The organism is Paenibacillus sp. LHD-38, assembly GCF_031157315.1.
Taxonomy (GTDB): Bacteria; Bacillota; Bacilli; order Paenibacillales; family Paenibacillaceae; genus Pristimantibacillus.
In genome coordinates, this window is sequence record NZ_JAVIFU010000013.1 from 34,951 (window position 1) to 59,734 (window position 24,784).

Consider the following 24,784-nt stretch of genomic DNA (forward strand, 5'->3'; position numbering starts at 1 on the left):
ATTCCCCGATCCTCTCACAAACAGCACAGCTCCGTGCTTCCGAAATATAACGATAATTGCTTAGGCGTTTCTTGACATGACTTTAGGTTGTTTAACGGATCCTTGAAGCTTGGGCATACATCATAAGCCTTCATGAATAGTTGTTCTGCTTGCGCCAAGTTCATATGCACCGCTTGAATGCACCCTAGCGCATTATAGCCCATTGCCAGCCATTTGGGGAAGTCCGTCAATGCAATCAATAATTGAAAATGTCGCTGTGCCTCGCTCCAGTTTTGGAGATGCATGTGGGTCATGCCCAAAAAAAGTCTTGCCAAATTGCATTCAGGCGATTGGATAATGACTGATTGAAATTGCATCGCCGCTTGCGGAAACATAAATAACTTATAATAGCCTTGACCTTTAGATATGACTGATGCGAGCTCGTCTGGAATTTCTAAATCAGCTGCGTTGCAAGTTGCTGTTTCGCTAACAGGCAGATTTTGCTGAGCCGCTCCTGTGGAGACAGGCATCTGCGGTATTGCTGTCAGATCGCCGTGCTGCTCCTTAAACTCAGCAAATTTCTCCTCAAACACAAGCCATTGCTCAATAAATGTATCGCTGACCTTTTTCAGCTCATTCATCTGCTCGTCGAAATGCTGTTTTTCCTGGACATCAGCATCTTGATACTGCTCAATGATTTGATCAAGCATGTCGTTCATGGATGAAAACATATGCTGGAACATACCGCATCCCGCCTTCGCCAAAGAATTAAGGAGTGTTATGTTCATTTTTTGTTTTAACGAGGTTTTTCATACAACAACCCATTCGTTACATAATGCAGGGATTAACGTAACCGTTCGTCAAATTAAAGGATAGTCGAGTGATGCTCCTCATTCAAGATCTGAAGGGGGCGATTGTTCGCATCCAAAATGGTAACGATCGGTCTATGCTCCCTAGCCTCGTCATCCGTCATCATCGCATAAGAAATAATAATAACCTGATCGCCAGGCTGTACCTGCCGTGCTGCGGCTCCATTTAGGCAAATGACACCAGAGCCTCGCTCACCTGTAATCACATAAGTTTCGAAACGTGCACCGTTGTTGTTGTTAACAATCTGCACTTTTTCATTTTCCCATAGATTAGCAGCATCCATCAGATCTTCATCAATGGTAATGCTACCTACATAATTCAAGTTCGCTTCCGTTACGGTTGCCCGGTGCAGCTTGGATTTCATCATCGTTCTGAACATGTGCGTTCGCCTCCATTGCCTGTAAAATGCGATTGTCGATTAGCCTTGTAGTCCCGAACTTTACGGCTAATGCCAATATTAAAGGTTGATTCATTGCAGCAAGAGCTGCATTTGCTTCCGGTAACTGCAGCGACGGATACTGAAGCAGCTCAACATAGTCGATTACCGCTTCGCTCGCTTTAGAAATCTCTTCTTTTACCCTTGCGACAATCAACTCTGCCGTCATGTCATCCTCTTTCATCCAAATGGCTGCCAGCTGCAAGCTTTTTGACAGAATAACTGCCTGCTCGCGCTGCTCGGCATTGAGATAGACGTTTCTGGAGCTGAGAGCAAGGCCGTCCGGCTCCCGAACGATCGGACAAGGAATGATTTGAACAGAAAAATTAAGATCATTGACCATTTGTTGGATAACGGCAACCTGCTGCGCGTCCTTCATGCCAAAGTAAGCTCGATCCGGAGCGACTAGATGAAACAACTTGCTAACGACTGTGCCAACTCCGTCAAAATGACCTGGACGCGAAGCTCCGCATAAACGATCCGTCACTTGATTGACGATGACGCTTGTGAGCGGTTTTTCGGGATACATTTCTTGTACCGAAGGAATAAATACGATCTCCGTTCCGTTTTCTTCAGCAAGCGCTATATCTCTTTTTTCATTTCTCGGATATCGATCCAGATCCTCGTTTGGCCCGAATTGAAGCGGATTTACGAAAATGCTAAGAACGACCGCATCGTTCTCTGTGTCCGCTTGACGCAGCAAGGAAGCATGCCCCTCATGCAGAAAACCCATCGTAGGCACAAAACCGATCGATTTGTTTTGTTCGCGCAAAGCGGATATTTGATTTTTCAGCTCAGCCTTCGTACGGCAAATGATCATGTCAGCCGGACTCCTTTCTTCGGCAAATCTTTCTTGTCGTTTACAGGGTCCTTCTGACCTTCATTCGCACCGCCGTATAATGCCGGAATGGCTGCGGGCTGGGCAGAGAACACATGTGCTTCCTCGGGAAATTGACCTGACTTTACCTCTTCCACGTAGGATTGGATCGCATTTCTAATCGTCGTACCAATATCAGCATAGGTTTTTACGAACTTTTTCTCGAAATAAGGTGAAGAATATTGCAAAATATCATGATATACAAGCACTTGGCCGTCACAGCCTCTTCCCGCGCCAATACCGATTATCGGTATCGTGAGCATTTCGCTAATCATCGTTGCAAGCGGTTCAGTCACGAGCTCCAGAACGATACTGAAAGCTCCGGCTTCCTCTAGCGCTTTCGCGTCATTCATTAATCGCTCGGCATCCGCATCAAGCTTACCTTGAACTTTATATCCGCCGAGTTGATGAACGGATTGCGGCGTTAATCCGATATGTCCCATCACCGGAATACCGGCTTTGACAAGCGCCGAAACATCCGATGCAATATCAGCGCCGCCTTCAAGCTTCACCGCTTGGGCGCCGCCTTCTTGCATTATTTTAGCTGCATTCCGCAGCGTAGATTCACGTCCGATTCCGTAGGTCATAAAAGGCATATCGGCTACGATAAACGTTTGCTGGGCACCCCTGGCAACCGCTCTTGTATGATACACGATATCGTCAATCGTTACGGGTATTGTCGTATCATAGCCAAGCACGACATTCCCGAGCGAGTCTCCGACAAGAATAACATCGATTCCAGCTTCTTCAGCAAGCTTGGCTGAAGGATAATCGTAAGCTGTCAAAACGGAAATCGCATTGCGGTCCTGCTTCATCTTCTTTAGATTAGTAATCGTCAGTCGTTTCCTCATCAGCTTCATCCCCTGTTCAATGATAGGATAAACACAAAAAAACCTTTTAGCCGCTGCTAAAAAGGTCCCCAAACTGAAAAGGAAACGTTTGCTTGTTGTGCTTCCTTCTGTCTCGGTCCCTACGGCTCAGAGCAGAGTGTGCATTCCCAACCATTTACATATTTTTAAACATCATCAGTGCAGCTTCCTCAGAATACCGCCTGATAGTTCTAGTTTACCAAACTTTCCGCATTCCGTAAACGACATGAAATGCACTATAGCGGTTCACCCATTTCTGCGGAGAAAACGGGCTTGATCGTACCGTCTGCCAGCTCGATTCTTATCGCTCCGCTCTCGTCAAGGCCGATCGGAACGCCAACAATATCTCCTTGCGGCGTAATTAGTCTCGCTGGCTTGCCTAAGGAAACGGATAAAGCCTCCCAAAGCGTTACAATCGGGCTAAAGCCTTGCTCTTGGTAAAGAAAATAAAGCTGCTCCCATTCCTTCAAAAAATCTGCAATGACGGCTTCCCTTGTCCATTTCTTGCCGCTGCGAATGCGAAGCGAAGTTGCTTTCTCCAACAATTCAACCGGATAATCCGATTCCTCTAAATTCACGCTAATGCCGATTCCTGCTATAACATAACGCAGGCGTTCATCCTCTGCCGCAGATTCGAGCAGTATGCCGCTTATTTTCTTGCCTTCGATAAGCAGGTCGTTTGGCCATTTGATACCAATCGGCAGAGCGGTCACACGCTTCAAGCTCCTGCATAAAGCAACGGCCGTAAGCAGCGTAAGCTGAGGTGCAAAATGTATGGGGACAGACGGACGAAGCACCATGCTCATCCAGACGCCTTTGCCTCGCGGCGATACCCATCCGCGTCCCATCCGCCCGCGTCCGTTTACCTGCTGCTCCGCGAGGAAGAGCGTGCCTTCAACGGCGCCATCTTCCGCAGCCGCCCGCGCTAAATTTTGCGTAGATTCTACCGTCTCAAACAAATGAACGGTTTTGCCAAATATCTTTGCTTCTAAACGACCAGCCAAGTCCTCCGTTGACAGATGTTCCGGCACGCTGATTAAACGATAACCAAGCCGTCTTGACGCCTCAAAATGATACCCCGCGCCTTCAAGCTTGCGAATTTGCTTCCAAATCGCGGTTCTGCTAACTCCGAGCTCTTGGCTTATGCTCTCTCCCGATACATATTCACCGGGCTTATCCATAAACAATTGAATCAAAGGCTCATGATTCATGAAAGGTGACCTCCTAAAAGTTTTGCGGAGCAAAACTTGCTTCGTAAGCATGTACTTAGTTTTGCTCAGCAAAACTGACTTCGTAAACTGCAATTAATCCCAGAGTGATGCTTGTAGGAGCAAAGCATTTTTATCATTTTCAAGCTCGCCGGCAGCGACAAGGAGCAGCAATTTATTTAAATATTCGCTTACCCATGGTCCCGCCTGCTTCTGCATATGGCTCGTTAAATCCTTACCGCTGACGCTAAGCTCCTTGAGCTTGGAGATGAACATTTGCTCAAGCCATTCATTTAACTGCCTTAGAAGCGAATCTGAGAAGCTTGGCGTCGATTCCGGAAGCACATGAATGATTGAAAGCCAATCAACCATAGCTTGTTTACCAAATCGAATCGCAAGGCTTAACCATTTGATGCGCAGCCTATGTTCATTTGCTTCATACCCGCTGTTTATCATTTCCCGATGAATTTCAACCATCGACAAAATCGATTTGGTTCGCGCATTCGACAATCGAAGCACCTGCAGTGCTTGCTGCGCCGCATCATATGATAATTGCAATCCAATCGCCAAAGCAGACCATCGCAAATCGACATCCATCAGCTCATGCAGCCTCGCAAATAATGCTTTGGTTGTGTTTGACTGTTCTGCCTGCTTAAGCGCCGTCTCTGTTTCTTTGGCGAAAGGCTCTTTTAGATGCAGCAAAAGGCCGCTTGCGACGAGAAAATGCAGGGCTCTCTGAGGAGAGCCTCCTGTTAGCATCTTATCAAGCTCAGCCTGTACCCGCTCCATTGCAATAAATTGGAGCAATGCCCGGTGCTGCTTGAGCGCTCTCCAGGTACGATACGCCGGATTAAGCTGATATACGCCGATAAACCGGACAGCCCGCAGCATTCGAAGCGCATCCTCCTGAAAACGCGCATTCGGATCACCCACGGAGCGCAGCCTATTGCTCTGCAAATCCGCCATCCCGCCATAGGGATCATGCAGCTCTCCGTCCGCGGCAAGCGCCATTGCATTCATCGTAAAATCCCGGCGCAGCAGGTCCCCTTCAAGCTCAGTTATGTAAAGCACGCTCTCTGGCTTGCGATGATCCTCATACGCTGATTCAAGCCTGAAAGTAGTCACTTCATAGCCAATGTCCTCATTGATTACCGTAATTGTTCCATGCTGCAAGCCCGTCGGAATGCAGTGCTCAAATAGATCAAGCACCTGCTCCGGACGGGCTGAAGTTGCAATATCGACATCCTTTATCGGTAAGCCGAGAACTGTATCTCGCACGGCGCCGCCTACGAAGAAGGCTTCGAAATAATGATCTCGAAGCCGTTTAACGATGGGAAGCGCGGATAATATCAGGTCGGAAAATGCAAGCCGCATTTCAAACACCATCCTTGGCTGCATTCATAGTCTGCTATTCGCTGCACACGGCTATAGGCAAATCTGCCTCAATGCCAAGTACCCGATAATAGATTTGCTCATATTGTGTAGTGATGACATCATTACAAAATTCATTGCGCGCTCTAAAAATGCAGGCTTGCTTAAAGCGTTCATGCAGCTTCTCATCAAGCAAAAGCATCTCTGCATTTCTTGCCATATCCTCAACATCTCCGATTGTTGACAAGAACCCAGTCTCTCCGTGTGTTACAAGCTCAGGGATGCCTCCTGCGTTTGAACCGATTGTCGGAACGCCGCAAGCCATGGCCTCCAAGGCGACTAAACCAAAGCTCTCTTTCTCAGAAGGAAGCAATAGCACGTCTGCCATGGATATCACCTGCGCGACATCCTCCTGCTTGCCTAAGAAATGTACGCGGTCTTCAAGACCTAGCTGGCGAATTCTGCATTGAATTTTTGATAACTCAGGTCCTTCTCCCACCAAAAGCAGCTTGGCCGGAACCTTCTCAGATACGCGTGAAAATATATCGACAACATCGCCAACCCGCTTAACCGGGCGGAAATTCGAGATATGCATCAGTATTTTCTCATTCGGGGCAGCGTAATCCGAACGTAGGGAAACGACATCTCGCGGGTAATAAACTCGCTTGTCAACAAAATTATATGTCAAATCAATCGGTGTTGTTATATCTAACAGGTTCCTTGTTTCATTAATCAAGTCACTAGAAACGGCTGTTACCGCATCGCTTTGATGAATGGCAAGACGAATTAAATCTTTTAAGGATTCGTCCTGTGCAAGTACAGTAATATCAGTTCCATGCAGCGTTGTAACCGTCTTGAGACCATCGCCGTTCATCTGCTTGGCTAAAAATGCACAAACCGCGTGCGGCACGGCATAATGAACATGCAGCAAATCAAGCTGCTGCATCTTGGCTACCTGGGCCATTTTGCTTGCCAAGGCCAAATCATAGGGAGGGTACCGGAACACGTAATAATCGTTAACCTCGACCTCATGGAAAAATATGTTTTTATTAAAATGTCCTAATCGAAACGGAATACTGTGCGTTATAAAATGAATTTCATGGCCGCGTTCTGCCAGAAGTTTGCCTAGCTCCGTAGCAACAACACCTGATCCTCCTAACGTAGGATAACAGGTTATGCCAATCTTTAATTTTCTCGCCACTGTTGTCGCACCTCCTGTGTTCGTCACGTATAACTATTGTATTACACATGAGCTGTACGAATTGTCAAAAATATTGTACGGCATGAGGGCGCTTCAATGCAAAGCCCTCTGCATATGCCCATCCTCTTGCTTGTCCAAGCAGCGAATCCCGCGCCTCGACCCGTTCTATGTATCGGTTTGTTAAAGGGGTTGCTACACGATCGGAACCCGCAGCAGCCGACTCGAATTGAGAACGATAGGCTAAAAGCGCATTTCGTTTCGTCTCATAAAAATCACTGACATCCACGATCAACGACTCATGCTCGGAATCATTAATATAATAATAAACAAGCTGAGTTACTTGCACGGGAGGCAGCTCGGGCATATACCGACGAAGCTTTGCATTGAAAACGGCTTCCTCAATCAAGCGGCTGCAAGCCACATGATCGGGATGACGATCCACCCAATATGGAGCAAAAACGATCCGCGGCTTGAAGTAACGAATTTCGGCAACGATACGTTCGATTTGTTCCCGCGAAGGCTCTAAGCCGCGATCAGGCAAACCAAGATTCGTGCGCGCGCTAAGCCCGAGCACCTTGGAGGCGTTATCTGCCTCCTGTTTGCGAAGCTCTACCGTGCCGTTGGTAGACATTTCGGCCATCGTCAAATCGCACACGCCAACCTTATGCCCAGCTTGCACATGCTTCGCTATGGTCCCGCCCATTCCGATTTCAGCATCGTCGGCATGTGCGCCAAAGATTAAGATATCAAGTTCTGCTGTCATTCGGCGATACCCGGCTTATATTTATGAACGAGTTCGCGCCAGGCAAAATCTCCGCGTTCAAGCGCTTTGACAAGCAGCTCAGCTGTCGCTACGTTGGTTGCAACGGGAATACCCTGCACATCGCAAAGCCGAAGCAAAGCAATGATGTCAGGCTCATGCGGCTGCGCCATAAGTGGATCACGCAAAAATATAATTAAATCCATTTCATTTTGCGCTACCAAGGCTCCAATTTGTTGATCCCCGCCAAGAGGGCCGGACATAAACCGATGGATAGACAGGCCAGTTTGTTCCATAATTCGAGTACCCGTCGTTCCTGTCGAATATAATTTATGAGGAACAAATACCTTTTCATAGGCAATGACAAAATTGACAATTTCCTCTTTTTTTCGATCATGTGCGATAAATGCGATGTTTAACATGTCGTTCCCCTCTCCTGCTGTCGAATCGAGCTAATCCATAATATGTTCGAAGCCGTAAATTAATCCGCTATAGGTCATAACCTTCTTAACTGCCACATTTACGCCAGGCATATACCCCGCGCGATCGTAAGAATCATGACGAATTTTGAGCGTTTGCCCGTGTCCGCCAAATACAACCTCCTGCTGCGCAAATACACCAGGCAGTCTTACACTATGTATACGAAAACCGTTATAATATCCGCCGCGCGCGCCTTCAATTACCTCTTCCTCATGCGGATTGCCCTGACGCAGCTCCTGGCGAGCCTGTGAAATCAGTTCAGCCGTCTTGATCGAAGTTCCTGAAGGTGCATCAAGTTTCTGATCGCCATGATATTCAATAATTTCAACATGTGGCAAATATTTAGAGGCTTCAGCCGCGAATTTCATCATCAAAATTGCACCGATAGAGAAGTTAGGCGCGATTAAGCCGCCGATTCCTTTTTCCTGGCAAAGCTCGTCCAGCTCCTCGATTTGCTCAGGTGTGAACCCGGTTGTCCCCATAATGGGACGAACTCCAAATTCGATCGCGGTTTTAGTATGGCCGTATGCCATATGCGGAATGGTAAAATCAACCAGCACATCCGCTTTCGAGCTGCTTAGCGCTTCTTCTAGCGTAGCACTCACTGTAACTCCGGTTTCCGGCTTTCCGGCAAATAAGCCTGCATCTATGGGACCCGCAGAAGGAGCGACGGCCGCCACCAATTGAAGCGACTCGTCCTCCAACACCATTTTCACAACCTCACGGCCCATACGTCCGCTTGCTCCTGCTACTGCCACACGAATTTTTTGTGTTGACATCTCGTGATCACCTGTTCCTTTTTCTTTTTGTTGCATTTATTCGGATGCGCAGCATGCGTCTCTTTCGGTTTACGTCAGCAAACAGCCTTCTCGCTGCTGAATGGCCTGGATCAAGCCGCATCGCTTCCCGTGCGTTTACAGCTGCTTTATCATAAAGATTCTGAGAAGCATACAACACGCCAAGCGTATAAAACGCGTCAAAGCTTAATGGATCGAGTAATACAGCCTGCTCGAGCAATTCCGCCGCTTCTACAAGCTTTGGAGGTACCTTCGCGAGAAGAAGATCCGCATCTGCGAGGAGCAGCTTCGCTTCAACCACTTGCAAATGATAAATATACTCCGTGTGCTCAGGATCAAGCTTGAGTGCTGCCTCAGCATGCTGCTTGGCTTTCGCCCATTTGCCGCTCCTAGCGCATGATACGGCGCATGTATGGTAATAAAATGAATTTTCCGGTTCGGCCTCGATCGCCCGCTCGAACCAATATATCGCTTGTTCGAAATCACTATTCAAAATAAATTCATAACCCTTTTTGATGCAGCTCTCTCCATCCATCTGCCCATCCTCCTTGTACACAGGTTGATGGTACAGCATATGTTGGGAGCTTGTTTACAGTTCGGTTATTTTCTTCGTCCAACGATTTGCATCGCGAGTCGCGAACTTATGCATAACCTTATTATGCGCTTCGGTTAAATCGATATTGAGTGAATTAGCGAAGCAAGAAAGAATAAATAAAATATCGCCTAGCTCCATCTCAACGGAATTCTCCGCTTCATCGGCTTTTTTTGGTTTTTCTCCGTAGAAGTGGTTTACTTCGCGTGCAAGCTCGCCCACCTCTTCTGACATTCTGGCCATCAAAGCAAGGGGACTGAAGTAGCCTTCTTTAAATTGAGAAATGTAATCATCTACTTCTAGTTGAATATCTGATAACGTTTTTTCCGACATCGATGCATTTCCTTTCTGTCGATAGCTATACTTCCTTATGTTAACGTAAAGCCCTAATTAAAATCAATGTTTTTCGAATCCTGTATTTTAGCCATACTACACAGTGTTAAATGTTTTCGATTCGAAGTTGCCAATACGGATTTTATCTGTCTGGATTGGGACAATGGACAAGGGGTGTTGAGAAATGTCAAAACCATTACAGCAGATCCGCAGCATTATTCCCATTCTGATCGGCACCGCCATTTATGCTTTTGGTCTGCATTATTTTGTAATCCCGAACCAGTTGATGGAGGGCGGTGTAACAGGCATCGCTGTGCTCCTTAATTATGCTGCAGGATTCCCGCTTTCCATATCGACCTTGGTCTTGAATATCCCTTTGTTTTTTTTGGGCTGGAAGGCGCTTGGCCGTGATCAAATGCTCTATACGCTGGTTGGCATTGTCTCTCTGTCTGGTTTCCTTGCCTTAATGGAGCAGATGATCGAACGCAAATGGCTCATCCCCTTTGGAGGCTCGCAGGATTATATGCTCGTCGCTCTCTATGCGGGCGTGTCTTTGGGAACTGGTCTTGGTATCGTGTTCCGCTTTGGAGGTACGACAGGCGGTGTTGATATTATCGCCAGAATCGTTTCGCGATCTAAGGGAATGAGCATGGGGCAAATCATACTGACACTCGATGCTTTGATTATCGGGGTTTCCTTGCTTTACATTCCAATCGAAAAGGTTCTATATACGCTAGTTACCGTATTTATTGCGTCCAAAATCATTGACTTCATTCAAGATGGCGCATATTCGGCTAAAGCCTTTTCCATCATAACGGAGCATGGAGCGGCGATATCCAAAGAAGTCACGGTCGAGCTTGACCGCGGCGTCACGCTCATTCCGGCTAAGGGTGCGTTCTCTGGACAGCAAAAAGAGGTCGTGTATTGCGTCGTTCAGCGGCAAGAAATTCGCCGTCTAAAATCGATCGTCCGCAATATTGACCCCCGTGCTTTTATCGTTATTAATGAAGTGCAGGATGTGCTAGGAGAAGGCTTTAAAGAGGAATAACACTTTTAGGGAAGCGGTTTTACGCCAAATGGATTATTTTTATATTTTCTCCAGCCCGTGAAGGTGAGGATAGCTGAAATAAATGCTCCTAAAAAGAACGTCCAGCTTAATGGATTCGAGATGGGCGTCGAAACCGCAGCTGTCGTTTCTTCTTCAGCTCGGCTCTGAGCAAACATCCGATTTAATGATTCCTTCATAGCAGACAAGGAACGGTCAATCATAGCTTCATTCGTCTTATTTATGACACTCGCATCTAACAGACGATTTGTATAATTGATTCGTTCTTTCAGCTCGGCCTCCCGCATGCTGCCAAATTGTATGCTTATTGCAGTCGAAATACGGACAGCGTGAGTCTCCAGGCTCGTCATCGAAGCCCTAGCTGCAATTGCCCCGTCATCGGTTTGACGCTTCCAGGCTTTCTCTACACGCGATAAATCTTCCAGCATCACGCTCTCATATTGCAGCCACAATGCTTGATCCGGTCTCACAAGCGCATCAGAAGCTAATCTGATTCGCGATGCCTCCATCAACCAACTCGAATCAGATACGCCTTTCATGAGCTTCTGCTCAATGAGTTCGGTATCCTTCTCAATCGCTGACCAGCCTTCCATTTTACCTACGGAATGCCTAAGTTCACTCTCTAATACACGCTTTAACTGCTGGATATCTTGAAAGCCAACCTGCCGGTTGTTCGAATAGGCAGCTTCATATAATGAGCTAACAATGACGTCTAATCGTTCAAGCTGCTTATCACGACTTTGCGATAGCAGATCCGAATATGCATTTAATGATATTCCGCCGCCCCAAACTGAATTTGCGTAACCAATCGTCATGACGATACATAAGACGAATGGAATGATAAATCGTATCTTCATGGACATCCCCCCATAGATCACTCTATGAGGGGATGCAATGTGTTATACCTTCTTTCTAAGGCGCCAAACGAGCAGCGCTGCAAGAAAGCTAAAGAAGGATAAACCATATGTAAATGCTCGAACTGCAGATAAATCATCATCCAATTCATCTGCGAGGTAAGGAAATACGCCAAAGGTATAATCAACTGTATCATTGAGCAAAAGCCAGCCTGTAGCGACGGCCAAAGCCAATGCCCCAGCCTTCATAAAACGGAAAAACAACAGCGCCTCGAACGCCATACCCAGGTGTGATGCAATAAGCATATAATGCTGCCAACTCAGGTCAGCCCCCTGCCAAGCTCCTGCTACGATCATCGAAACGGCCCAAATGCCGTATTTAACGGAGCACACGACAGCTAAAGCCTCTATAATATAACGTCCAATCCTTACAAGACCGTATGAACGCTGTGGCGGAAATAATAAATAGAGGAGAGCGACCGTAAAAAATAAGCTTGCCGTTGGCGAGTCCGGAACAAAGACGATTTGCCAAAGCGGATGATCGTTCAAGGTAGCAGCCAGCTGGCCTTCATACCAGATATATCCGTATACGGTTCCGGCAAAGTTAACAAGAAACAGAATCCACAAAAATGATCGGCTAAGCAAAAATTCGCGGCTCCAAAAAAAAGCAAGCATATTGAACCACTTCTCCTTCAAACTATCATAATGTGCATGTTCGAAGAAAAACCTGACCGCGTAATACGATCAGGTTTTTCCGTTAACGATTTATTCGGTTGCAGCCTTTTGCTTAGAAAGCCAGGTTGTAAGCTGTTCAATCTCTTCAGCGGACAATTGATCTTTGAATGCCGGCATGCCATTACGACCATTTGTAACGACTTCTACAAGCTGTTCCTTCGTCAATTTGTCGCCTACGCCGACCAAGCCAGGAACAGAGCCTTGACCCTTCAGATCAGCAGCGTGACAACTGACGCATTGTGCTTGCTTCGCGATATCCATTGCCGGATCGTTCGCATCTACAAGTGCTGCTTCAACTGCAGGCTTCGTGTAATTCGGACGCTCTTGACCTGCTAAAGCAGCTTCACGCGCTTTCTCTTCACGTTCGTGATGTTCAGGCACTTGACCGTTAATTTCCAATTGGTGCTGGTAGTGGTCCCAAGAAACAACCGTCAAGTAAACGCAAGCAATAAGTGTCAATCCCATCAATGAAGATGCAATCGGACGACGGTAGAAGCGGCGCTCCTTGCCTGTGTCCAGAAATGGAGCAAGCAGCAAAGCTCCGAACATAACTCCTGGTATGCCAACTGTACCAAGCAAGATATAATCCTGCGATACATATGGATATTTCAAAAATTGATACAGGAACAAGAAATACCAGTCCGGCATCGGTATGAATGCCGCATTCGTCGGATCTGCCGGATAACCTAGCGGAGCCGGTTCAGCAATAACCCATACTAGAAAACCAACCAAAACCACACAGCCGACCATCCATTCCTTAAGCAGGAAGTTCGGAATAAACGCTTCCGATTTACCTGGGAAAGATGTATAGTCCGGCGGAATGCTTGAAATGTTGCTTTTCTTAACACGCGAGTCGCCTACATAGACAACCTTCTCGTTCGAATTATGACCATGCGCCATAAGTATGCCTCCCTTCGCTTAAAGTGGTCCCGAAATACCTTGTTTCCGAATCATGATAAAGTGCGCTGCCAACATAGCAATCAAAGCGCCAGGCAAGAAGAATACATGGATCGCAAAGAAACGAGTCAGCGTTTGCGCGCCTACGATATCGCCCCCGTATAGGAAAGAAGCGAGATATGGTCCGATTACCGGTACGGATTCAGCAATTTGGACACCAACTTTTGTTGCGTAGTAAGCTTTGTTATCCCAAGGCAGCAGATAGCCTGTGAACCCTAGGCCTAACATGATGAAGAAAATCAGCATTCCGACAACCCAGTTCATTTCGCGCGGTGCCTTGTAAGAACCGGTAAAAAACACTCGAAGGGTATGTAGGAACATCATAACAATAACTAAACTTGCCCCAAAATGGTGCATGCCTCGAACGATTTGTCCGAAAGCTACCTTATGCTGCAGGTAATCAACGCTTGCGTACGCGTTAATAATATCCGGAACATAATACATCGTCAAAAACATACCGGACAAGATTTGAATGACTGTGATGAAAAACGTCAAACCGCCGAAACAGTAAACGAATGCGGAGAAGTGATGGGCTGGGTTAACGTGCTCAGGCACCTCATGGTCAGCAACATCTCTCCACAGTGGCGTAATGTCAAGACGTTCGTCGATCCAGTTGTATACACTTTTAAACATCTGCAATACGCCCTCCTTAACTCGTTCTTGTATTCGGCATTACTGGACCCAAATATACGAATCCGTTCTCAAGCTTCACTTCGTACTCATCCAATGGAGTTGGGGCAACCGTTAGGTTTTTCCCGTCTTTCGTATAGCGCGCGTCGTGACAAGGACAATCATATTCATTTTGACCTTTTGTGTTCCATCCGATCGTACAGCCTAAGTGCTTACATACTGGAGAAAGTGCAAAAATCTTGCCATTCGCATCCTTCGAAATCCATGCCGCAAGCTCAGGGTCACTAACGTACCAACCATCGATCTGATGAATTTTAAATTTAAATTCTTGCGGCTCGTTCGTAATTTTGCTCTCTTCCACAACTTTTACGTAAGTGCCCTCGCCCTTCTTCACAAGGAGCGGGTCCACTGCGAAACGAACCATCGGCAATACCGCGCCGCCCATCATAAATGCTGTCGTGCCGCCGAGCGTATATGACAAAAATTGACGCCGGGACATTTCTTTGCGCTGAACCGGTCGATGCGCGGTCTCGTGTTGTTCATGGTTACTCATCTTCTGTTCTAACCCCCTTTGCCAACCATATCTCGCGTCTTGCCGCAGGGCAAAAACACATGACGAACTAGGACATTACTTATAATAGCCTAGGTGCTTGGGAGCGTCAAGAATATGGCTTCATATTTGCAAGCTTATCAAAATACCGTTCAATAATTTGTTATTATTTTGTCACATTTGACCTTCTCTGGCATTTGTTTTCCCCAAATTTTGATTATATTATACGACAAATTCAAGGAATTCATGTAGCTTGGCCGCTCCATAACGAACGAATAGCAGTCGAAACCTCTGCTTGCTGCGGAAGCTCCCCATCCTGCCCCGGCCCAAAAAACAAATCAACGGCGGAGGATTCAAGTCTTAACTCTTTATTTGCCGTTACTACAATAACATAACGAAACCCGCCGTTTTTCGCAGCTGAGCACCATTCATTCAGATCCTTCATTAATTGGTCTCTATCGCGATGGTAATGCCAGGCCGGATAAGTGACCACTCTTCCTTTAAATGGAATTTCAATTAAGTCCATGATGTCTCTTAGCTGCTCCAGCCATTCAGTAGCCTCGTAAGGCTTAACAGAGTCAGCTATTCCCGTTACGGGCAGCAGGCAGGTGTCTAAGAAAGGGCTTAGCTCCTCCCATTGCTCTTTTGAAATTTCGCTAAACTTCATTGCTTCATTCTCACTCCTTAACTTAGTAGTAAATCTATTAAAACCAATGCTTCTATGTTAACTCCAATTTCGCAGAATGCCAAATCCAACTTTCAGAAAAAAAAGCCTTCCTGCTCATCATGCGAACCCAAAGGTCCGCATGAGTCAGGAAAGCTTCTTGCAGAGTATCGACTCGACTTCCTATTAACGATACTCCCTATTTTTTTAATGCATTTAACTGTTTCGCGAGACGGTAAAACGTATCCTCGTCACCTGCGGCCAGTGCTTTGTCAATTGCCGTATAAATTTGGTTGGTTTGAAACTTCAATACTGCATCATCAAGCACGAATTCTGCAGCTAAACCAAGCATCGCTTCATACGTTACTTTCATTTTGTCCATAGGATACACCTCCAAACCGGCGTTAAGAGATCCTATATTCTATTCCCTTTGTCACGTAGCTCTCCATCGTCTTTCTCATACGCTGTAGATCGTCATCTGTTAATTCTCTTACGACTTTGGCGGGTGAACCGATAGATAGAGTATAGGATGGTATTTTTTTGTTCTCTGTAACAATCGAACCGGCTCCTACTAAAGCATATTCACCAATGTCTGCGCCGTTAAGTACGATTGCCCCCATTCCAATTAATGTGCCTCTGCCTATCGTACAGCCGTGAATGATTGCGGCATGTCCAATAGACACCTCATCTGCTAAAATCAAAGGTTGGTTCACATTTACGTGACCGACAACTCCGTCTTGTATATTGCAGCTATGCCCAATTCGTATTGGTGCTAGATCTCCTCGCAGCACCGCATTGAACCACACCGTGCTTTTTTCCTTGATAGAAACATCGCCAATGATCTTTGCGCCGTCTGCTATGTATACTTCTTCTTGAATATTTGGCATTATCCCTTTATAAGGAATCAACATTTTTATCCACTCCCTCTGGAAGATCAAATATAGTAAGCTGATTTTACCCTGAACTTTTACTCTAGCTTATATTTGATCATACACCAAGAGTTGAATAAAAAATCAATGCAGTCCTACTGTCTCTAAATCTTCTAAGCTTATGCCCGATACGACGGATCTTCCAGCCTTCGTCATTCTTACGACGGCACCGTGCATCGAATGCTCCCCGAGACGCAGCAGTCCTAAATGAACCATCATAGACATAATTCGCTGCTCTAGAATTGTGTTGGCGTCATCATAATAATAAGGCTTAATAAACGGCACGAGCACTTTTCTCAATGACTCCACCGTTACCCATTCCACCGCCAGCGCATTGATCCAATGAACGAGCGACAGCAAGTGCGTGATAGGCCCTTTATACAACTTAAGCCAAAAACGGTAGATTTGCTCTGCTTCTCCAGCAGGTTTGCCTAGCATGCGCTCCTCGCCTGATCCCGTGATGTTCAAAAGCGTCTGATTCTCATTTATGTATTTTGCGTAATAACAATAGTCGTAAATAAACGAGAATCGATTCGGATACTGGTTGAAATGCCTGCCATACCCAAAGCGCCAAGCCCCTTTTGCAGGCAGCTCTTCCTGAACGCCGAATTTGTCTAGCAGCTGCAGTGTGAATCTTTTGTACATGGAACCGTCAGCGGTAAGCTGTACTTCATTATGGTGCAAGTAATGAAGCAAATGAGAAATATCATCGTGAATTAACATTTGCTCATCACGATATACTGGCGGCTCTTCCGTATATCGCAAATCCGCAGCAAACCTTTTGGCAAGTGTATCTCGAAAACGTGCCTTTAAATCAATTGGTACCTGAAACAAGTACCTGCTCGGTCCGCTAAAGCCGTTAAACAACCAACCCTGATGCTTGAATTTTGCAATCATCTCCCGCGGACTTAGCGGTTTGACTTCTGCTGCTGCCTTTTTTTTCGTTTTTTTTGATTTTTTCAGCGTTTCTGGCTCTGGCTGGATGACCTCTTCACCAAATCTGCTCTGCTGCACGCGTGCAAGCAAATCCTCCAGACTGAAGGAGTTCCTCGCTTCGAACAGCAAAGAGTTTAAGAATCTTAAGTCCTCTAATTTCATGCTGCTTATTTGAGCTTCAAAGACATCATTTCGACTTACGGTAGAGAGAATGGATTGAATCAAATCGTTTTTGGAATGTCCGTTGCACTCACATCTGTAAACGTCAGCAATTCTGCTAAGCTGTTGAATGTCTGCATAACCTAGCATATCCGATAAATTCATAACTCTCTCCTTTCTTCAGGAACCGTCACTTAATGCCTCATGTTCCATTTCGTAAGCGTTTTGTGTAATGGATAAGCCTCAGTTGATATCATTATGGGAAAGTATCTATTGTTTTATAACCTAGTTTGCAAGGATTGCATAAAAAAAAGAGTCCCGCCTTCATAAATGCAAAGGCAAGACTCGTTTGTGATGCTCTATTGGTTTAAATGGATCGTGCAATTATACAGCTGCGGATGCCACTCCTCATCCCGGCGCTCCAAGATGGAATACGACAAGTTGGATAAGTACTGATCCTCTAACCCGGAACAAACTTCTGCTAATAGCTGCGCCAAAAAACTTCCATGGGACACGACAAGCAGATTCCGATCCGGATAAGCAAGCTTCCATTCATTAATGGCGCTTAATCCGCGAGCCCTTACTTCGTCATTCGATTCCACGCCTTCGGCCACGTCCCGCCATTCCGTTCCCCAGCGTTCATGCCGCTCCTGCTCCTTCGTTCCTTCAACCTCGCCAAAATACCGCTCTCTCAGTCGCGGGTCACTTTCAAGGAGAGGAATATTCAGCTTCTCGGCAATGATTTGCGCTGTGGCATATGCCCGCTTTAGGTCGCTCGAAATGACAGCATCCCAAATCCGCTCTTCGCCGCTTAAACGGTCCGCCAAAGAAATGGCCTGTGTAATGCCAGCCGCATTTAATGGTATATCGGTCTGTCCTTGAATTTTTCCTTCTTCATTCCAATCTGTCTTCCCGTGGCGCACTAATCCGATTAACAAGCAGCAGTCAGCTCCTATTCGATATGAATACAACAAAAGCTCCCTAGGGAGCTTATTGAGTCTTAAAGTCAGTTTCGTGTTCTTGACAGCCAATTCAATATTAACAGCGTCATGATCATACCCAGCAAAGATAAAGCAACATAATATTGAGGGAACGCAGGCATGACCTTTAGAACGAATGGATCGCTAATACTGGCAACCGGAACCTCTGCATAAAAGCCTGTGGTGACAAGCCCATCGCCGGAAGCATTTGCCGTATCCATCAATCCGCTTATCTCGGCAATTTCAGCTTGAGACGAACCTCCATGATTGTCAAATACAAAAACAAAAAACGCGCTTGCAAACATAGCCATGCAGGCTGCAACGATCAAGGCAATATTGCGGCGAAATGATTTGGAGAACTGATAGCTTTTGTGCGGAACAGGCATTAACCAGGATTCTTCCGCATAAATGCGATCCATGACATTACGATTTACATGCTCGATCGGTCCAAGGCTATCCTCTTCCTCCGATAGAAAACGAATCATCTCTTCGCTCTCTTCCCACAGTTGAAACTGCTCCGCACATGCTTTGCACTCAAGCAAATGAGTGTCAATCGCTATCCGATCCTCATCATACTCAGATAAATCCCAATATTCGCCGAATTTGTCTTGCGCATCGTTGCAATTCATCTTGTATTCATCCCTTCATATTCTTCCATCAGGGGCGATTGTCCGAAATACGGCTCTAGCTGCGTTTTTACGCTTGCTCTTGCCCGGAAAAGCAGTGATTTGACAGAACTGACCGTTTGCCCCAAAATATTAGCAATTTCTTGATAGTCCAGCTGGTCATATTCCCGAAGAATAAGTGCTGATCGTTGTTTCTCTGGCAAATTATTAATCGCTTCACGTACCATGGCCATCCGTTCATTCCGCAGCACATGCTGCTCAGGCACAGCATCAAGCGCAGCTACCGGCTCAAATCCCGATTCATCAAGCGATATATGCGCAGACTTTTGCTTACGAAGCTCACTTAGCACTGTATTGCGCGCAATCGTATAAAGCCATGTCGAAAAAGAAGCATCCAGTTCGCGAAACGAATGAAGGCTGCGGTATGCTTTATAAAATGATTCGGAGCACAGGTCCTCGGCTAACAGCTCAAGCTTTGCGCTCTTCAGCATATGATAGATAAATGCCAATATTTTTCGTTGATAGCGCCGCATAAGCTCGGAGTACAGCTCGACATTGCCATCCTTTATCTCACGTATTAATTGGGAATCAGTCATGACAGGCGAACCTCCTCCACCTGCGGATTATTCCCGGACCGCTACATAATATTGTACCGACCCGAGAACGAAAAGTTGCGGTCTTTATCATAAATAATTCAATATATACGAGTATACATATAATTCGTGTTTCGCGGGCAAATTCCTGCCTCTTTCGACAAAAGGATAAAATACAATATTTTTACAACTGAAAACAACAAATGCTTTAAGATGTATAATGAGCATCCAGCTTTTATATGCCTGTAAAAAATCCAACATCCCTGCAATAAGCTTCAACCAAGAAAAAGCAAACAAGCGTAAACGGCTGTCGCCGTCTTCAGTGGCAAAAGCTATCGTTTCGCGGAGATATATAAGCACATTTATAAGTGAAAAATTATAAATTCTTATATATTAAAAAAACGAGTGACGAGAGCAGCAAATCCCCTAATGGTCTGCTGTCTCTTCATCACTCGTTGTCCGTATCTTTTTCATTTAGTTTCCTTCGAATCGGCATGGGGCTTCTTTTTTCCCTTGGCCAGCTGCTCAATAATTTGTTTTCCGGTCGGCGTCTGCGCCAGTCCCCCTCTTGCCGTTTCGCGGTGGGCATCAGGCATCGCGCTTCCCACTTCAAGCATAACCTGAATGACCTCATCCGAGGGAATAACGCTCCTTACGCCAGCAAGCGCCATATCGGCTGCTGCCAACGCATTCACCGCGCCGAATCCGTTACGGACAATACATGGAATTTCCACCAAACCGCCTACCGGGTCGCAGATCAAACCCAGCGTATTCTTTAACGCCAATCCGACGGCGTGAATCGCCTGGGCAGGCGTGCCTTCCTTCAGCTCGACAAGCGCGCCTGCTGCCATTCCGATTGCAGAGCCGATTTCGGCTTGGCAGCCACCTTCCGCACCGGAAATAAAAGAATTGTTCGCAATAACATATCCGATTGCTCCGGCACAAAATAGTCCTTTGACCATGTGATCGTCATTCCAGCCAAAGCGCTCCTGGCTGCTGACGAATACGCCGGGAATGACGCCGCAGGAACCGGCGGTCGGCGTAGCCACGATACGTCCCATGGATGCATTCACCTCGGATACGGCAAGCGCGTAAGCCATCGCCAGTCCGGTAAACGGCTCGAGCGATGCATCCGGCTTTCGGGTATATTCAAAAACCCGTTTCGCATCGCCGCCGGTAAGCCCGCTTCGGGATGTTTTCTCCGAAGCTATTCCTTTCGTTACGGCCTCTTTCATGATGCCGTAATATTTTTTCATTTTGTCCCATTCCTGCTCGGCCGAACGACCGGATTCCTTAGCCTGGTCCTCCAGCATAATACGATAAATCGGTTTCCCTTCATCTGCGCATACCAGTGCCAATTCCTTTAAAGAGCTGAATCGCAATGCGGTCCACCACCGTTCATATCGATATAATTGAGGCTTTTCACATGTGTCAGCTTTTTGATTTCGCTCAGCAGCTTCTCGGGAATCGCGCCATCCATCTCGATAACAGTCGCCGCCTGTCCCAGTCTGGCTCTGCGGTCAACATCCATATAACCGATATTGACGCCGGCATCGCTGAGCAGCCGCGTTAAGCTAGCAAGCACGCCGGGACGATCGACATGATAGACAATCAAAGCAGGGTAATTGGCCGTAAATTTAAGATCAAACCCGTTTACTTCGATCACTTCAATATTGCCTCCGCCAATCGAGCAGCCCGTCATCTGGCTCCGTCTGCTTCCAGAGCTTAGCTTAATCGTCAATGTGTTTGGATGAACGGCAGGCACGCTGCTTGTTTGAAAGTCTATCTTCATCCCCGCTAGTTCAGCCAGCTCAAGCGATTCTGGAATCCGTTCGTCATCCGTATCGAACGCAAGCAACCCCGCAATCACGGCAAGATCCGTTCCGTGCCCGCTATAGGTAGCAGCCAGCGAGCCATAGAATACGATCTCAGCTCTCTTGGGCTCTTCGCCGAACAAGCCGCGGGCTACTCTGCCTAGCCGAACGGCACCCGCCGTATGAGAGCTGGACGGTCCGATCATGCCGGGTCCTATAATGGAAAACACATCTTTAAAGCGCATAACTCATTCAATACCTCCTAAGTCAGCCAGTCAGAGAGATGCAGCTTAACGAATTCATCGTCATTCAAATACGGATAATCCAGGTCTTGTTTTGTGACCCGTTTTATTTCTTCCAGCATTTGCACCGCTTTATGCGTCCAAATTGCCCAATGCCCGGGAAGCCCGCCAACTATTCTTTTTTCAACCATTTTGCCCTTCACCTGAAAACGATAAACAGTCAATAAATCATTTACAATATGATCGTCATTGCCTTTGCGAAATTCCACTGCTGTCCAGTGTATCGACATTATCTCCGGACCGGTGACATTAAGAAAGTTGACCGCTTTTCGCAGGCGGGGAAGGAACGACTTCAACGATCTTATTGTCAGGCGTAAAGATCATTACTACCTTGCCTTGTGCTGCTTTGTCGTTAAGAGCAGGCCCCATGTAGAGGAACCAGCATGGATCTGCAATACCCGCTTTGTTTCATTCCACAACCTGATCAATAACGCTTGCTGCATTCAGATCCGCTCGGTTATCTACGTATGTTTTGTAGAAATTGTTGTTTATAATAAAAAAAAAATCAATGGACGGATCTCTCACACCCGATATTAAAACTTGACCAAGCGTAAACGGCTGTCGCCGTCCTCTGTGGCAAAAGCAGTCGTTTCGCGGAGATATATAAGCACATTTATATGTGAAAACATATAAATTCTTATATATCAAAAAAATCCTTTTGATCTTTATTTTTTTCTAAAAACATCTGGTTTAATGTACTAACAAACAGCTTGAACAACTCAGCCCTCCCTTAGGCAAAAAAAAACCACCCCGAAGGGTGGTCCGTACTCATGATGAGCACTATAGGATTTGGATAGGAGTGGAGAGAAACCATACTGTACTTTTATTATATGTATACGCTTCCAATTTGTCAATAAGCGTTTTCATTTTTGTTTTAAATAATTGTAAGCGCTTGATTTCGTAAAAAAAAAGACGAACACCTAATTACAGGTGTACGTCGTATCCTTTTTCAGTTAGTAAAATGACGGCCTTGTCCAGATACTCCTGGCTCCGGAATGAAAGTCTTAGAACGCCCGGCACGTCCTCCCTGCTCTCAATGATGTGGATATTGCTCAAGTTGATAAGACTATTCCCAAGCTCGCTTGTGATTTTACCGATAATACCGGGATGATCCGGTATATCCACATAACAATCAAAAGCCGAATGGATCATACCCTTGCGTCGCTCAGGCATTTTGCTGCGGAAATCTCCCGCCGTTTCAAATGCTTCTGCGATGGCATCACCGTCAGCGCTCTCCAGCATCCGTACGAATTTATCCGTTTCGTTGCTCCAATCACGAAGCAAATTAAGTACAACCTGACGATTGTTTATTAAAATATCGCGCCACAAAATCGGGTCGCCTGAGGCTATCCTCGTAATATCACGGAAGCCGCCCGCTGCCAGCGATTCATAGAGCCCATTATTTTCATTGTAGCCGCGAATTTGATTAACAAGCGAAACCGCAATAATATGAGGCAGATGGCTGATTGCGCCAGCTATCTCATCATGCTCCATCGCATCAACCTTTACAATATTCGCTTTCGTATGGCTGAGAAGCTCAACAAGACGCACTAACGCATCCTCTGATGTATCCTCGTCGGGCGTCAGTACATAAAATGCATTCTCATAAAGATGGGAAGATGCCGCCTCTACTCCCGTTCGCTCTGATCCCGCCATCGGGTGACCGCCGATAAAAGAGGCTTGACCGAAATCAAGCGATTTCGCGCATGTCATAACGGAAGCTTTCGTGCTGCCCGCATCGGTTATGATACAGCCAGGCTTTAAATGAAAAGCGCTGAGTTTTACAATATATTCCTCAATATTTCCAACCGGTACGCACACGAAAATAAAATCAGCCTGCTCTGCGGCCTCCTGCATGGATGTCGTAGCGTAATCTACAACCCCTCGCTGCAAGTATTTATCAACTTGCGAAGGACGATTTGAATGCCCAATTACGGTGATACCAGGTTTTCCTTTAAAGCAAAGGGCAATCGATCCACCGATCAGCCCTACTCCAAAAATCGCTACAGTTGTCATAACTTTATCCTTGCACCGCCGATTCTTGTAAAGCCTGTTCTAATGCCGAAATGAATTTTTCGTTCTGTTCGCTCGTTCCGACTGTAATCCGAATGTGATTCGGGTAATAGGTCCAGCGCGGCCTCGATATGATTCCGCGGCGCAACAAACCGTCGAACACCTCCGTTGACGTACGCTTCACATCAACCATCATGAAGTTTCCGTACGCAGGGAAATAGGACAATCCCAAACGATCAAATTGCTCGGATAAGTATAAAAGGCCTTTTTTGTTTTGATCACGGCAATAATCAATAAACGCTTTGTCTGAAAGAGCCGCTTTGGCAGCTGCTTGGGCTGCTCGCGACGTATTAAAAGGCTCACGCACCTGATTCGTAAAACGAATGACGTCTGGGTGGCCAACACCATAGCCAATACGCAAAGCAGCTAGTCCGTAAATTTTCGAGAAGGTACGAAGCACGATCAAATTTCGGTGCTCGCTCAGAAGTTTGATCCCGTCTGGGAATTCAGGATCGTCAATATATTCACCATATGCCTCATCAAGAACAACAAGCACGTTTGCAGGCACCTGCTTCAGAAAAGCAGATAATTCAGGCAGCGTAACGATCGTTCCGGTAGGATTGTTCGGATTGCAAATCCAAATGATTTTGGTACGGTCATTTACTTTAGCTAACATGGCAGGCAAATCATGCTTGCCCTCTTTTAGCGGAACCTCAATGATACGAGCATTCTCGATTTCTGCATTATGCTTGTACTGGGGAAAGGTTTCATCCGCCATAATCGTCTCGTCCCCGGGAACGATAAACGCTCTATTAATCATAAGGATAATTTCACTGGAGCCTGTTCCAAAAATAATTTGATTCGTCTCGACGCCAAGCTCATCCGCTAATGCTTCCGCAAGTTCAACGCTCGCGCCATCGGGATAAATATTGAAATTACCTATTTCTTCAATGACAGCGGCTTTCGCCTGTTCGGAGCAGCCGAACGGATTTTCATTGGACGCTAGCTTTATTACTTCTTTTAACCCAAGCTCCCTCTTAACATCTTCAACCGGCTTTCCTGGCTGATAGACGGGAAGGTGGACGATATTACTTTTAGGCTGCATGAGCCGTTCACCTCTTTTATGATTGACTAATCTCTATACTCGACCTTCATTGTCTCATATCTGTGTGAGGTTTTAAAGTTTTTTTAACACAAGAATAA

At 46.2% G+C, this 24,784-nt stretch carries 29 protein-coding genes and 1 pseudogene; 1 reads left to right on the plus strand and 29 read right to left on the minus strand.

The genetic code is table 11. The features are described from left to right. Positions 1-14: 14 nt before the first annotated feature. The 12 genes from RCO25_RS13030 to RCO25_RS13085 all read right to left on the minus strand — a co-directional run bounded on the left by RCO25_RS13030 (position 15) and on the right by RCO25_RS13085 (position 9,773). Positions 15-722 carry a tetratricopeptide repeat protein gene (locus RCO25_RS13030; RefSeq protein WP_308996583.1) on the minus strand — a complete coding sequence of 236 codons (708 nt, stop codon included), beginning with the start codon at positions 720-722 and terminating at the stop codon, positions 15-17. Between the two features lie 122 nt (positions 723-844). Beyond that, complete coding sequence (panD, locus tag RCO25_RS13035) at positions 845-1,228, minus strand: aspartate 1-decarboxylase (RefSeq protein WP_308996584.1); 384 nt, start codon at positions 1,226-1,228, stop codon at positions 845-847. Continuing rightward, positions 1,155-2,105: a pantoate--beta-alanine ligase gene (panC, locus tag RCO25_RS13040; RefSeq protein ID WP_308996585.1), complete on the minus strand. Its 951-nt coding sequence runs from the start codon at positions 2,103-2,105 to the stop codon at positions 1,155-1,157. Before panC ends, panD begins: the two co-directional genes overlap by 74 nt. Further along, the gene (gene panB, locus RCO25_RS13045) at positions 2,102-3,013 is read right to left on the minus strand and encodes a 3-methyl-2-oxobutanoate hydroxymethyltransferase (RefSeq protein WP_308996586.1); all 912 of its coding nucleotides are present in this window, start codon (positions 3,011-3,013) and stop codon (positions 2,102-2,104) included. The genes panC and panB overlap by 4 nt, the downstream gene beginning before the upstream one ends. A gap of 254 nt (positions 3,014-3,267) precedes the next feature. Further along, positions 3,268-4,242, minus strand: coding sequence for a biotin--[acetyl-CoA-carboxylase] ligase (locus RCO25_RS13050; protein ID WP_308996587.1), 975 nt, complete (start codon positions 4,240-4,242; stop codon positions 3,268-3,270). Between the two features lie 93 nt (positions 4,243-4,335). Beyond that, complete coding sequence (locus RCO25_RS13055; RefSeq protein WP_308996588.1) at positions 4,336-5,613, minus strand: CCA tRNA nucleotidyltransferase; 1,278 nt, start codon at positions 5,611-5,613, stop codon at positions 4,336-4,338. Positions 5,614-5,647: 34 nt separating this feature from the next. Then, on the minus strand, positions 5,648-6,811 hold the full coding sequence (bshA, locus tag RCO25_RS13060) for an N-acetyl-alpha-D-glucosaminyl L-malate synthase BshA (protein WP_308996589.1): 1,164 nt from the start codon (positions 6,809-6,811) through the stop codon (positions 5,648-5,650). A 64-nt stretch (positions 6,812-6,875) separates the two neighbouring features. Then, positions 6,876-7,574: a bacillithiol biosynthesis deacetylase BshB1 gene (gene bshB1 / locus RCO25_RS13065; RefSeq protein WP_308996590.1), complete on the minus strand. Its 699-nt coding sequence runs from the start codon at positions 7,572-7,574 to the stop codon at positions 6,876-6,878. Continuing rightward, the gene (gene mgsA / locus RCO25_RS13070; RefSeq protein WP_308996591.1) at positions 7,571-7,993 is read right to left on the minus strand and encodes a methylglyoxal synthase; all 423 of its coding nucleotides are present in this window, start codon (positions 7,991-7,993) and stop codon (positions 7,571-7,573) included. The genes bshB1 and mgsA overlap by 4 nt, the downstream gene beginning before the upstream one ends. A 30-nt stretch (positions 7,994-8,023) precedes the next feature. Then, positions 8,024-8,830 carry a 4-hydroxy-tetrahydrodipicolinate reductase gene (gene dapB, locus RCO25_RS13075; RefSeq protein WP_308996592.1) on the minus strand — a complete coding sequence of 269 codons (807 nt, stop codon included), beginning with the start codon at positions 8,828-8,830 and terminating at the stop codon, positions 8,024-8,026. A 7-nt stretch (positions 8,831-8,837) separates the two neighbouring features. Beyond that, positions 8,838-9,383, minus strand: coding sequence for a tetratricopeptide repeat protein (locus tag RCO25_RS13080; RefSeq protein ID WP_308996593.1), 546 nt, complete (start codon positions 9,381-9,383; stop codon positions 8,838-8,840). 54 nt (positions 9,384-9,437) lie between these two features. Next, positions 9,438-9,773, minus strand: a complete 336-nt coding sequence (locus tag RCO25_RS13085; RefSeq protein ID WP_308996594.1) for a nucleotide pyrophosphohydrolase — start codon at positions 9,771-9,773, stop codon at positions 9,438-9,440. Between the two features lie 184 nt (positions 9,774-9,957). On the opposite strand from RCO25_RS13085, the gene RCO25_RS13090 reads away from it, so the two are divergent. Continuing rightward, positions 9,958-10,821, plus strand: coding sequence for a YitT family protein (locus tag RCO25_RS13090; RefSeq protein WP_308996595.1), 864 nt, complete (start codon positions 9,958-9,960; stop codon positions 10,819-10,821). Between the two features lie 5 nt (positions 10,822-10,826). Here the strand turns inward: RCO25_RS13090 and RCO25_RS13095 are convergent, their stop codons facing one another. From RCO25_RS13095 to hisC, 17 genes and pseudogenes are all read right to left on the minus strand, one after another. Next, entirely contained in the window at positions 10,827-11,696 is an 870-nt protein-coding gene (locus tag RCO25_RS13095; protein WP_308996596.1) for a sporulation protein YpjB, read from the minus strand. Positions 11,697-11,738: 42 nt separating this feature from the next. Next, entirely contained in the window at positions 11,739-12,368 is a 630-nt protein-coding gene (locus tag RCO25_RS13100; RefSeq protein WP_308996597.1) for a DUF1405 domain-containing protein, read from the minus strand. A gap of 90 nt (positions 12,369-12,458) precedes the next feature. Then, positions 12,459-13,328, minus strand: coding sequence for a c-type cytochrome (locus RCO25_RS13105; protein WP_308996598.1), 870 nt, complete (start codon positions 13,326-13,328; stop codon positions 12,459-12,461). An 18-nt stretch (positions 13,329-13,346) separates the two neighbouring features. Further along, positions 13,347-14,018 carry a menaquinol-cytochrome c reductase cytochrome b subunit gene (gene qcrB, locus RCO25_RS13110; protein ID WP_053376377.1) on the minus strand — a complete coding sequence of 224 codons (672 nt, stop codon included), beginning with the start codon at positions 14,016-14,018 and terminating at the stop codon, positions 13,347-13,349. A gap of 16 nt (positions 14,019-14,034) precedes the next feature. After that, entirely contained in the window at positions 14,035-14,568 is a 534-nt protein-coding gene (locus RCO25_RS13115; RefSeq protein ID WP_308996599.1) for a Rieske (2Fe-2S) protein, read from the minus strand. 241 nt (positions 14,569-14,809) lie between these two features. After that, positions 14,810-15,232 carry a DUF2487 family protein gene (locus RCO25_RS13120; RefSeq protein WP_308996600.1) on the minus strand — a complete coding sequence of 141 codons (423 nt, stop codon included), beginning with the start codon at positions 15,230-15,232 and terminating at the stop codon, positions 14,810-14,812. Between the two features lie 196 nt (positions 15,233-15,428). After that, positions 15,429-15,611 carry an IDEAL domain-containing protein gene (locus RCO25_RS13125; protein WP_054024511.1) on the minus strand — a complete coding sequence of 61 codons (183 nt, stop codon included), beginning with the start codon at positions 15,609-15,611 and terminating at the stop codon, positions 15,429-15,431. A gap of 22 nt (positions 15,612-15,633) precedes the next feature. Further along, on the minus strand, positions 15,634-16,140 hold the full coding sequence (locus RCO25_RS13130) for a gamma carbonic anhydrase family protein (protein ID WP_308996601.1): 507 nt from the start codon (positions 16,138-16,140) through the stop codon (positions 15,634-15,636). A 102-nt stretch (positions 16,141-16,242) separates the two neighbouring features. After that, the gene (locus tag RCO25_RS13135; RefSeq protein WP_308996602.1) at positions 16,243-17,418 is read right to left on the minus strand and encodes a hypothetical protein; all 1,176 of its coding nucleotides are present in this window, start codon (positions 17,416-17,418) and stop codon (positions 16,243-16,245) included. 194 nt (positions 17,419-17,612) lie between these two features. After that, positions 17,613-18,191, minus strand: coding sequence for a histidine phosphatase family protein (locus RCO25_RS13140; protein WP_308996603.1), 579 nt, complete (start codon positions 18,189-18,191; stop codon positions 17,613-17,615). 68 nt (positions 18,192-18,259) lie between these two features. Beyond that, on the minus strand, positions 18,260-18,862 hold the full coding sequence (locus RCO25_RS13145; protein WP_308996604.1) for an anti-sigma factor family protein: 603 nt from the start codon (positions 18,860-18,862) through the stop codon (positions 18,260-18,262). Beyond that, entirely contained in the window at positions 18,859-19,455 is a 597-nt protein-coding gene (locus RCO25_RS13150) for an RNA polymerase sigma factor (protein WP_308996605.1), read from the minus strand. Before RCO25_RS13150 ends, RCO25_RS13145 begins: the two co-directional genes overlap by 4 nt. A gap of 467 nt (positions 19,456-19,922) precedes the next feature. Further along, positions 19,923-20,834 (minus strand): L-serine ammonia-lyase, iron-sulfur-dependent, subunit alpha, encoded by a 912-nt coding sequence (gene sdaAA / locus RCO25_RS13155; RefSeq protein ID WP_308996606.1) that lies wholly within the window; start codon positions 20,832-20,834, stop codon positions 19,923-19,925. Continuing rightward, entirely contained in the window at positions 20,816-21,511 is a 696-nt protein-coding gene (gene sdaAB / locus RCO25_RS13160; RefSeq protein WP_308996607.1) for an L-serine ammonia-lyase, iron-sulfur-dependent subunit beta, read from the minus strand. Before sdaAB ends, sdaAA begins: the two co-directional genes overlap by 19 nt. 17 nt (positions 21,512-21,528) lie before the next feature. Next, positions 21,529-21,762, minus strand: a pseudogene (locus tag RCO25_RS13165) (hypothetical protein); the annotation flags it as partial. 730 nt (positions 21,763-22,492) lie between these two features. Further along, complete coding sequence (locus RCO25_RS13170) at positions 22,493-23,584, minus strand: prephenate dehydrogenase (protein WP_308996608.1); 1,092 nt, start codon at positions 23,582-23,584, stop codon at positions 22,493-22,495. Positions 23,585-23,588: 4 nt separating this feature from the next. Further along, positions 23,589-24,686, minus strand: coding sequence for a histidinol-phosphate transaminase (gene hisC, locus RCO25_RS13175; RefSeq protein ID WP_308996609.1), 1,098 nt, complete (start codon positions 24,684-24,686; stop codon positions 23,589-23,591). Between the last annotated feature and the right edge of the window lie 98 nt (positions 24,687-24,784).

Coding starts and splice junctions, on each gene's coding strand:
- RCO25_RS13115 (WP_308996599.1), bottom strand. CDS start 14,568: ATGAGTAACCATGAACAACACGAGACCGCGCATCGACCGGTTCAGCGC.
- RCO25_RS13120 (WP_308996600.1), bottom strand. CDS start 15,232: ATGAAGTTTAGCGAAATTTCAAAAGAGCAATGGGAGGAGCTAAGCCCT.
- RCO25_RS13090 (WP_308996595.1), top strand. CDS start 9,958: ATGTCAAAACCATTACAGCAGATCCGCAGCATTATTCCCATTCTGATC.
- RCO25_RS13095 (WP_308996596.1), bottom strand. CDS start 11,696: ATGAAGATACGATTTATCATTCCATTCGTCTTATGTATCGTCATGACG.
- RCO25_RS13055 (WP_308996588.1), bottom strand. CDS start 5,613: ATGCGGCTTGCATTTTCCGACCTGATATTATCCGCGCTTCCCATCGTT.
- panD (WP_308996584.1), bottom strand. CDS start 1,228: ATGTTCAGAACGATGATGAAATCCAAGCTGCACCGGGCAACCGTAACG.
- hisC (WP_308996609.1), bottom strand. CDS start 24,686: ATGCAGCCTAAAAGTAATATCGTCCACCTTCCCGTCTATCAGCCAGGA.
- RCO25_RS13030 (WP_308996583.1), bottom strand. CDS start 722: ATGTTCCAGCATATGTTTTCATCCATGAACGACATGCTTGATCAAATC.
- RCO25_RS13150 (WP_308996605.1), bottom strand. CDS start 19,455: ATGACTGATTCCCAATTAATACGTGAGATAAAGGATGGCAATGTCGAG.
- RCO25_RS13130 (WP_308996601.1), bottom strand. CDS start 16,140: ATGTTGATTCCTTATAAAGGGATAATGCCAAATATTCAAGAAGAAGTA.
- mgsA (WP_308996591.1), bottom strand. CDS start 7,993: ATGTTAAACATCGCATTTATCGCACATGATCGAAAAAAAGAGGAAATT.
- RCO25_RS13080 (WP_308996593.1), bottom strand. CDS start 9,383: ATGGATGGAGAGAGCTGCATCAAAAAGGGTTATGAATTTATTTTGAAT.
- qcrB (WP_053376377.1), bottom strand. CDS start 14,018: ATGTTTAAAAGTGTATACAACTGGATCGACGAACGTCTTGACATTACG.
- bshB1 (WP_308996590.1), bottom strand. CDS start 7,574: ATGACAGCAGAACTTGATATCTTAATCTTTGGCGCACATGCCGACGAT.
- RCO25_RS13100 (WP_308996597.1), bottom strand. CDS start 12,368: ATGCTTGCTTTTTTTTGGAGCCGCGAATTTTTGCTTAGCCGATCATTT.
- RCO25_RS13135 (WP_308996602.1), bottom strand. CDS start 17,418: ATGAATTTATCGGATATGCTAGGTTATGCAGACATTCAACAGCTTAGC.
- RCO25_RS13050 (WP_308996587.1), bottom strand. CDS start 4,242: ATGAATCATGAGCCTTTGATTCAATTGTTTATGGATAAGCCCGGTGAA.
- RCO25_RS13125 (WP_054024511.1), bottom strand. CDS start 15,611: ATGGACAAAATGAAAGTAACGTATGAAGCGATGCTTGGTTTAGCTGCA.
- dapB (WP_308996592.1), bottom strand. CDS start 8,830: ATGTCAACACAAAAAATTCGTGTGGCAGTAGCAGGAGCAAGCGGACGT.
- RCO25_RS13085 (WP_308996594.1), bottom strand. CDS start 9,773: ATGTCGGAAAAAACGTTATCAGATATTCAACTAGAAGTAGATGATTAC.
- panB (WP_308996586.1), bottom strand. CDS start 3,013: ATGAGGAAACGACTGACGATTACTAATCTAAAGAAGATGAAGCAGGAC.
- RCO25_RS13145 (WP_308996604.1), bottom strand. CDS start 18,862: ATGAATTGCAACGATGCGCAAGACAAATTCGGCGAATATTGGGATTTA.
- panC (WP_308996585.1), bottom strand. CDS start 2,105: ATGATCATTTGCCGTACGAAGGCTGAGCTGAAAAATCAAATATCCGCT.
- RCO25_RS13170 (WP_308996608.1), bottom strand. CDS start 23,584: ATGACAACTGTAGCGATTTTTGGAGTAGGGCTGATCGGTGGATCGATT.
- sdaAB (WP_308996607.1), bottom strand. CDS start 21,511: ATGCGCTTTAAAGATGTGTTTTCCATTATAGGACCCGGCATGATCGGA.
- RCO25_RS13105 (WP_308996598.1), bottom strand. CDS start 13,328: ATGGCGCATGGTCATAATTCGAACGAGAAGGTTGTCTATGTAGGCGAC.